Origin of the sequence: Amycolatopsis acidicola (genome assembly GCF_007713735.2) — a bacterium.
Lineage (GTDB): Bacteria > Actinomycetota > Actinomycetes > Mycobacteriales > Pseudonocardiaceae > Amycolatopsis_E > Amycolatopsis_E acidicola.
The window spans coordinates 1-7,100 of the sequence record NZ_VMNW02000176.1; the positions used below are offsets into that span (position 1 = coordinate 1).

Genomic DNA, 7,100 nt, shown 5'->3' on the forward strand with positions numbered 1-7,100 from the left:
GGCAGGGGCGCGATGGGAGAGGTACGGCGGCAGAGGTTGGTTGGGTGGGTGGCTGGCCACGGGGAGCGGGAAGACCACGGCGAGCGGGACACTCGCGGGCACGGCGGCGGCCACTGCGGTGGCAGACAGTCCGCAGGCGGCATGGCAGGGCGGGCGGTCAAGACTGGCGGAAAGGCAGGGCGGGTGGCCGAGACTGGCGGAAAGGCGGCGAGCCGAGACTCAGGTCAAGGTCTTCCCTGGCAAGAACCCCCGCTCGTGAGCATCGAACAGGCGCCGGCCGTCCACCAACGGCACGACCGGCGCCCAGGTCATCGACGAGGTGGACCGGACACCGGCCGCTCGAAAAGCCGATCACCCGCGGACCGTCCCTTGTGGACAGTGATCCCGCACCGTTCAGCTACGGGCTTTCTTCCGCCCCACACGGGAATTGATCCGGGCGAAGCGGGGCGGGCGCCGGGTCTGCACGCCGGCGCGCAGGCGCACGATCCTGGCCGCCAGCAGCAACGCGACGATCAGCACCGCGCAGACCATGGCCACGACCCGGTTGACGTCCACGGCCGGCTCCCACCGCAGCGAACCATCCTTGATGATGTAGGCGCCGGTGGGCTTGGCGCTCAGCCCGTAGCCACCGCCTTCGCCGTGCTGGCCCTGCTTGTCGACGCCGTCACCGCCACCGGCCCCGCTCGCGACGCTGGCCGCCGCGATCACCGTGACGCCGTCCTTCTCATAGGGCCGGGCGTAGACGATCTCGGCGCCCGCGGAGTTCTTCACCTTCTCGACCAGCTCCTGCACCTTCACGATGCCCTCCCGACTCGTGCCCGATTGGTTGGTACCAAACAGCTTGGCCACAGCCGGGAGCGCACGGCCAGAGCAGATAGTCCTCACCGGTCCCGCGCCCGTATTGTGGGCGATCGACAAGGAGATCGGCACCGTGATCGGCGGCCCGTTCGCCGTCATGCGGGGAAACGGCTGGCTCTGACCTACCCCGGCACGTGCGGCGACAACGGCGCGTGCCACGACCGCGCCGCCGTCGACACCAGGAGCACGGTCGCTTTCCCTTGCACCGCCGAGAGTTCATGGTCCAGGCCCGCGTTGAAATGGCACGCGTCCCCGGCGTCCAGGCGGATCGGCTCCTGGTCGAGCAGCAGCCGCGCCGACCCGTCGAGCACGTAGAGCCACTCCTCGCCGGGGTGGTTCGCCCGCGGGGGCTCGGCCTCCGGATCGAGTTCGAGCCGCACCGCCTGCAGCCCCGGGAACGGGCCGGAGAGCGCGACGTAAGGCCCGTTCGCGCTCTGCCGCAACGCTTCCTGGCCGCGCCGCACCACATAGCGCGCCGGTTCCTCGTCCTCGCCGACCAACTTCCCCAGCGACATCTCGTGCGCCCGGGCGAGCTGGATGAGCGCGCCGACCGAGGGCTGGCGTTCCCCGGTTTCGAGCCGCGACAGGTGCGCGCTCGACATCCCGACCAGGCTCGCGAGCCGCGCGAGGGTCAGGCCCCTCGCCAGGCGGATTTCCTTGAGGCGCCGGGCGATCCGGAGATCGGTGGTGTCTTCGGCCACGGAGCGAGTCTAACCGTGCTGCCTCTGAGGTAATTTGCGTTGCCTAGGAGGTGCCCTATGACGCCGCGGTCCCGGTCCGCGCTTTTGGTCGCCGCGGTGATCCTGCTGGCGCTGAACCTGCGGCTGGTGTTCGGCAGCGTTTCGCCCGTGCTGGCCGACATCGCACGCTCGTATCACCTGTCCTCAGTGCTTTCCGCCGCGCTGACCACCGGCCCGGTGCTGTGCCTCGGCCTGCTGGCGCCGCTGGCCCCACGGTTGGCCGCACGCTGGGGAAACCGCCTGGTGCTTCTCGTGTGTCTGGTGGCGATCGCGCTCGGCGCCGGGCTGCGGGCCGTTCCCGCACCTCCGCCGTTGTTCGCCGGGGCCCTCCTCGCGGGCGCGGCGATCGCGGTGGCCAACGTGCTGCTGCCGGGCTTGGTCAAACGCGAGTTCCCGCACCGCATCGGGGTGATGACCGGCCTGGCCACCATGTTGATGAGCGCGGGCCCGGGCATCGCGTCGGCCGCGACGGCGCCGATGCAGCACCTGTTCGGCGGATCGTGGCAGGCGGCGCTCGGCGCGTGGGCGGTCCCGGCCGTCGTCGCGGCCTTGCTCTGGGTGGCCGTGGTTTGGCGCTGTGGCACGGGAAAAGTCGAGGTCACGACCGGCAGCGCGCATCTGCCGCTCACCGCCGTGCTGCGCGAACCCACGGCATGGAAGATCACCGTGTTCATGGGCGTGCAGTCCTTGCTGGCATATAGCATGATCGGCTGGCTGCCCACGATCTACCGCGACCACGGCTTCAGCGCGGGCGCCGCGGGCAACCTGCTCGCGATCCTCAGCGTGGCGAGCATCCCGACCGCGCTGGCCGTGCCCGTGCTCGCCGCCCGCGCCCGCAGCCAGCACTGGCCTGCCCTGATCGTCGTGGGCTTTTCGGTACTCGGGCTGGCAGGCGTGCTCTTCGCGCCGACGGCCGCGGCGCCGGTGTGGGCGATCCTGCTCGGGCTCGGCCAGGGCGGGCAGCTCGGCCTGGCGTTGACGCTGATGTCCTTGCGTGCCAAGGACCACGCCCACGCGGCCGCGATCTCCGGGATGGCGCAGAGCGTCGGCTACGTGCTGGCTTCGGCGGGCCCGCTGCTGCTGGGCCTCACCCACACGGCGAGCGGATCTTGGACGCTGCCGGTCGCGTTGCTGCTCGCGCTGATGGCGCCGCTCGCGTTCGCCGGCTACCAGGCGGGCTTGCGCCGTTGAGGGTGAAGGGCGGCTGAATGCGCTTCCCCGACCCGGTATTCTCACCGCCGATGTTCGCGAACGCACGCCGCTTCTCCCCGGCAGGCCGCCAGGCGCCTGCGCCGGGCACGGATCTCACGGGGCGCAAGGTGCGGTTGCGGGCGATCCACCCGGCGGACCGGCGCACGCTCACCGCGTTCGACCGCGAACTGCCCGGCAAACAGGTCGGCGGCTACCGGCACTGGGCCACGCACCGGGCGGCCACCACCGACTCGGGCGACGACTTCCACTTCGCGATCGAGGCGCTGAACGGCCGCACGGTCGTCGGCTCGATGTGGATCCAGGCCGAGCCCACGACGCTGCGGTTCAGCTACGGCATCGGCATCGGCGGGCAGTACCGGCGGTGCGGGTACGCGGAGGACGCCGTGACAGTGCTGCTCGTGCACATGTTCACGCACCGGCGCTACCACAAATGCGAGGTCAGCATCCACGGCCGCAACCTCGCCTCGCTGCGGTTGCACGCGGGGCTCGGCTTCCGCGAAGAAGGCAGGCCGCGCGACACCGAACTGCGGGCGGGCGAAGTCCGCTATCCCGTGCTGATGGGCCTGTCCGCGGAGCGGTTCGCGGAACAGGGCCTCGCGCTGGACACGCAGCCGTGGCGGGGCTCGCGTCATTCGCGAGAGCCCCGCCGTGGACGTCACCGGGGCTGAGTCCGCCGCGGCAGCTTCAGCGCGACGATCACCGTCACCACCGAGAGCACGGCCGCGACCCCGAAAGCCAGCCGCATCCCGCTGACCTGCGCGGGCACCGCAGCGACGCCGTCGGTGACGAGCTGACTCGCCCGCGCGGACAGCACGGTGACCACCAGCGCGGTGCCGAAAGCGGCGGCGACCTGCTGCAGCGTCCCGAGCATCGAGCTGCCGTGCGAGTACAGGTGTGGCGGCAGCGCGCCGAGGCCGAGCGTGAAAACCGGGGTGAACGTGGCCGCGAGACTCACCATCAGCAGCGCGTGCAGGCCGAGCACCTGCCAGTACGGCATGGTCAGCGAAACCTGGGTCAGCCCGGCCAGCGCGAGCACGGTGCCGATCGTCCCGGGCAGCACCAGCGGCCCCGCGCCGAAGCGGTCGAACGCCTTGCCGACGGGCGGGCCCAGCAGGCCCATCGCCAGCCCGCCCGGCATGACCAGCAGCCCGGTCTGCAACGGGCTGAGCCCGCGCAGGTTCTGCAGGTACAGCGGCAGCAGGATCATCGACCCCAGCATCGCCAGGAACCCGATCGTCATCAGCACCAGCGACAGCGCGTACGTGCGGTGGCGCAGCACGCGCAGGTCCAGCAACGGCGTGCCGCGGCGCTGCAGTTTCCGCTGGCGTGCCACGAAAATCGCGATCGCCGCGAGCCCGCAGAGCACGATCGCCCCGCCGGGCCCGAAGCCGCCGGATTCCCCGCCGAACAGGCTCAGCCCGTACACCAGCCCGCCGAAACCGAGCGTCGCGAGCGCCACGCTGGGCCAGTCGATGGTGCCGGACTCGGGCTCGCCGACGTTCTCCATCTTGCGCAGCCCGAACACCGTCACCACGGCCGCGATCGGCAGCACCGCCACGAACAGCAGCCGCCACGAGCCGAGCTGCAGGATCAGCCCGGACACGGCGGGCCCGAGCGCGGGGGCGACGGAGATCGACAGCGTGACCGTGCCCATCACGCGGCCCCGGTCGTCCTCCGGTACGACGCTCATCAGCGTGGTCATCAGCAGCGGCATCATCACCGCGGTGCCCGACGCCTGGACGACGCGGCCCACCAGCAGCACCGCGAACGTCGGCGCGACGGCCGCGAGCGCGGTGCCGACGAGGAACACGCCCATCGCGATCGCGTAGGCGCGGCGGGTGGTGACGCGCTGCAGGAACCAGCCGGTCACCGGGATGACGGCGGCCATGGTGAGCATGAAGACCGTGGACACCCACTGCGCGGCCTGTTCGGTGATGCGCAGCGACTCCATCAGCCGCGGCAGGGCGTTGACCATGATGGTCTCGTTGAGGATCACCACGAACGTCGCCAGCACCAGCAGCCGCACCACGGCCGGCGTGCGGCTCGTCCGCGGCTTCGTTCGCTGGGGGAGCACGGCAGTCATCACAACACCTCGCGGGCTTCCGGGTCACGTCCTTTTCGGCAGTTCCGACCCGGCCCGCGAGCGGAATTCATCGGTCAGCGCGGGAAAACGCCCTCCAGCAGCGCATCGAGGTAGCGGGTGGCCACGGCCGGGCCCGCACGCGGGTGATGCTTCACGGCGTACGCGGTGCCGCACAGTAAGAGCAACAGGTCGGCGGGTCCGAGTTCGGGCCGGGCCGCGCCCGCGCCGACCGCGGCGGCGAGCAGGCGGCGGACTTCTTCGAGCAACTCCTCCCGGAGCCCTCGTGCGCGTTCGGTGGTTCCCCCGGGGCTGATGACCTCCGCGGCGAAGGCGTCGTCGGCGACGTAGGCGGCCAGCGCCTCCTCCAGGAACTCACGCAGCGAGGCACGGACATCGCGGGTGTCGGCGGCCTTCCTCGCCCGGCCGATCAGGGCCTCGAACTGCTCTTCGGCGAGCGCGGCGAGCAGGGCCTCGGGCGTGCGGAAATGGCGATACACGGTGCCGACGCCGACTTCGGCCGCGCGGGCCACGGCGTTGAGCTGCAGCGGCGCACCCTCGTCGACCATCGAGCGCGCGACCCGCAGGATCAGCCCCCGGTTGCGCGCCACGTCCTTCCGCATCTCCGGCACGACCCCATCCTAGCGAATCGGATAACTCATCCGTTTTGGTGTTAACCTGGGTTCGTGACCACCCTCGAACAAGTCCAAGTGCAAGGCCGGACCCGCACGCTGACCGTGGTGGGCCCGTGCGAACCCGCCCCGGGCTCCCCCGCCGTCCTGGTCTTCCACGGCTCCAACCAGAGCGCGGCGAAGTTCCGCGCGTTCTCCGGCGGCCAGTTCGACCGGTACGCCGAGGGCGGCGCCGTGGTCGCGTACCTCGACGGCTACCGGGCGCACTGGAACGACGCGCGTGTCTCGACCAGCTTCCACGCCCGTCGTGACGGCATCGACGACGTCGCGTTCGCGCGGGCCGTTTTCGCCCTGCTGGCAAGGAAATACGGCACGGCGGAGCAGTACGCGATCGGCTACTCGAACGGCGGCCAGCTGGTGATCCGGCTGGCGCACGAGATCCCCGGCGAACTGGCGGGCATCGCCCTGCTTTCGGCGACGCAGCCCGCTCCCGAAAACTTCGCGCCAGACTCGCCGCGAAGTCGCCCGTTGCCCGCGATCCTCTTCCACGGCACCAAAGATCCCCTCGTGCCCTACGACGGCGGGGTGGCCAGCATGTGGGGTTTCCGTCCCCGCGGACTCGGCCTGTCCGCGCCGGAAACCGCCGCGTACTACGCGGAACGCAACGGAATCACGGCGGCGCCGACCTCCCGCAGGCTGACCGATTCGGTGGAGCGACTGGACTATCGGCAGGAAGGCACGCCGCCGGTGTCGTTGGTGACCGTGCACGGCGGCGGGCATACAGTCCCGGGGCCGAAGAAGGCGCCCCGCATCATGGGCCGCACAACCACGGAGGTGCAGGCGGCGGACCTGGTGGCGGAGTTCTTCGGCCTCAGCACATGACCCTCCACAGTGGACGTCCTGCGGTCCTGAGGAGGTTTTCATGGCTGAGCTGACTTCCGTGCACGACGCGGACAGCACGGTGAACACGGCGGCGCTGCGTGCGGCCTTCGGGCGTTTTCCCAGTGGTGTCACGGCGATGTGCGCGCTCGGCGATTACGGCGGCCCCGTCGGTATCGCGGCGAGCTCGTTCGTCTCGGTTTCGCTGGATCGGTTCGAGGGGCTGTCGTGGCACGCGACCGACGAGGGCGCGGTGCTGTTGCACGGGGCGACGGCCTGGCTGGACTGCTCGATCGAATCGGCCGTGCCCGCGGGCGACCACGTGCTGGTGCTGTTCCGCGTGCACCGGCAGAGCGTGCACCCGGAGCACGACCCGCTCACCGGGCTGGAGAAGGCTTCGTAATCGGCCGCCGGGTGGCGGGCGTGTGGTTAGGCTCGGTCTCATGAGGAATGTGAGCGAGCGGACGCGACGCGCCGTCGAGGGGTTCAACAAGGGCGTGATGGCACTGCGTTCGTCGCGGCTACTGGGCCCGTTCGTCCGGCGGCACCTCACCGTGGTCGGCTACACCGGGCGGACGCGCGTGGCCGCGCTGTGTGCACCCCACCACCGCCCCGATCTGTGAGTGTTCGCGATCTTGCCGCCGCGTCAAGATCGCAAGGGACGGCTGGGGATCGAGGCGGTGGAGGGGTGTGGTCGGT

At 70.9% G+C, this 7,100-nt stretch carries 9 protein-coding genes; 5 read left to right on the plus strand and 4 right to left on the minus strand.

What is annotated here, in order from left to right; genetic code table 11:
- Positions 1-393: 393 nt before the first annotated feature.
- A complete protein-coding gene (locus tag FPZ12_RS45090) occupies positions 394-798 on the minus strand; it encodes a spore germination protein GerW family protein (RefSeq protein ID WP_144762006.1) in 405 nt (134 codons plus the stop codon).
- 182 nt (positions 799-980) lie between these two features.
- Positions 981-1,559, minus strand: coding sequence for a helix-turn-helix domain-containing protein (locus FPZ12_RS45095; RefSeq protein ID WP_144762009.1), 579 nt, complete (start codon positions 1,557-1,559; stop codon positions 981-983).
- 57 nt (positions 1,560-1,616) lie between these two features.
- On the opposite strand from FPZ12_RS45095, the gene FPZ12_RS45100 reads away from it, so the two are divergent.
- On the plus strand, positions 1,617-2,789 hold the full coding sequence (locus tag FPZ12_RS45100; protein WP_144762012.1) for an MFS transporter: 1,173 nt from the start codon (positions 1,617-1,619) through the stop codon (positions 2,787-2,789).
- A gap of 128 nt (positions 2,790-2,917) precedes the next feature.
- Positions 2,918-3,478, plus strand: a complete 561-nt coding sequence (locus tag FPZ12_RS45105) for a GNAT family N-acetyltransferase (RefSeq protein WP_144762027.1) — start codon at positions 2,918-2,920, stop codon at positions 3,476-3,478.
- Here FPZ12_RS45105 and FPZ12_RS45110 read toward each other — a convergent pair.
- Both FPZ12_RS45110 and FPZ12_RS45115 read right to left on the minus strand, forming a co-directional pair.
- Positions 3,466-4,893, minus strand: a complete 1,428-nt coding sequence (locus FPZ12_RS45110; RefSeq protein ID WP_144762015.1) for an MDR family MFS transporter — start codon at positions 4,891-4,893, stop codon at positions 3,466-3,468. The two genes, FPZ12_RS45105 and FPZ12_RS45110, sit on opposite strands and share 13 nt — an antisense overlap.
- Positions 4,894-4,967: 74 nt before the next feature.
- Positions 4,968-5,513: a TetR/AcrR family transcriptional regulator gene (locus FPZ12_RS45115; protein WP_144762030.1), complete on the minus strand. Its 546-nt coding sequence runs from the start codon at positions 5,511-5,513 to the stop codon at positions 4,968-4,970.
- Between the two features lie 63 nt (positions 5,514-5,576).
- On the opposite strand from FPZ12_RS45115, the gene FPZ12_RS45120 reads away from it, so the two are divergent.
- From FPZ12_RS45120 to FPZ12_RS45130, 3 genes are read left to right on the plus strand one after another with little or no spacing between them, the layout of a single operon-like run.
- Entirely contained in the window at positions 5,577-6,404 is an 828-nt protein-coding gene (locus FPZ12_RS45120) for a CE1 family esterase (RefSeq protein ID WP_144762018.1), read from the plus strand.
- Between the two features lie 40 nt (positions 6,405-6,444).
- Positions 6,445-6,804, plus strand: coding sequence for a flavin reductase family protein (locus tag FPZ12_RS45125; protein WP_144762021.1), 360 nt, complete (start codon positions 6,445-6,447; stop codon positions 6,802-6,804).
- 40 nt (positions 6,805-6,844) lie between these two features.
- Positions 6,845-7,024, plus strand: coding sequence for a hypothetical protein (locus FPZ12_RS45130; RefSeq protein WP_144762024.1), 180 nt, complete (start codon positions 6,845-6,847; stop codon positions 7,022-7,024).
- Positions 7,025-7,100: the final 76 nt, after the last annotated feature.